At 62.5% G+C, this 763-nt stretch carries 1 protein-coding gene; it reads right to left on the reverse strand.

Translation table 11 applies throughout. From position 1 onward, the window contains the following. Positions 1–763, reverse strand: a 763-nt coding sequence (locus DB708_RS23705) for a phosphopantetheine-binding protein (protein ID WP_235616921.1), incomplete at both ends; no start/stop codon positions are given.

The following is a 763-nucleotide window of genomic DNA, read 5'->3' on the forward strand; positions in this document are numbered from 1 at the left end:
AACCACAACCGCGACTGCGCAAACGACAACGGAACCACCGAAGGACGCACCCGGGCCACCAACGGCTCCAACACATCCTGAACCGCATCCAGCCGCGTCACCAACCCCGCAACCGTGGGCGCCTCAAACACCGCACGCACCGAAAGACCAACACCCAAAGCAGAATTCACCGCAGCAACCACACGCATCACCGACAACGAATCCCCACCCAGATCAAAGAACGAGTCATCCACCCCAACCCGCTCCACACCCAGGACTTGAGCGAAAATCCCCGCCAAAATCTCCTCAGCCGCGGTCCCCGGAGCCCGATACCGTTGCGCGTCACCATATTCAGGAGCCGGCAACGCCCGAGTATCGAGTTTCCCGTTCACCGTCAGTGGCAACCCCTCAACCACCACCACCGCAGCCGGCACCATATAAGACGGCAACCGCTGCCCCAACACCTCACGCACCACAACCGAATCCACAATCCCGGCCACCGACTCCGTGACATACCCCACCAAACGCCGCACCCCAGGCTGATCCTCACGAGCAACCACCACCGCCTGCTCCACACCAGCCACACCCGCTAACGCCGCACGCACCTCACCCAACTCAATGCGATACCCACGAATCTTGACCTGCTCATCCGCACGCCCCACATCCCGCAACTGACCATCCGGGCCCCAACACACCAAATCCCCAGTCCGATACATCCGCGCACCCGCACCCCCAACCGGACACGCCACAAACCGCGAACCCGTCAACCCCGACCGGCCCACAT

The sequence above is a fragment of the Mycobacterium montefiorense genome, from assembly GCF_003112775.1.
In the GTDB taxonomy this organism is placed as follows: domain Bacteria; phylum Actinomycetota; class Actinomycetes; order Mycobacteriales; family Mycobacteriaceae; genus Mycobacterium; species Mycobacterium montefiorense.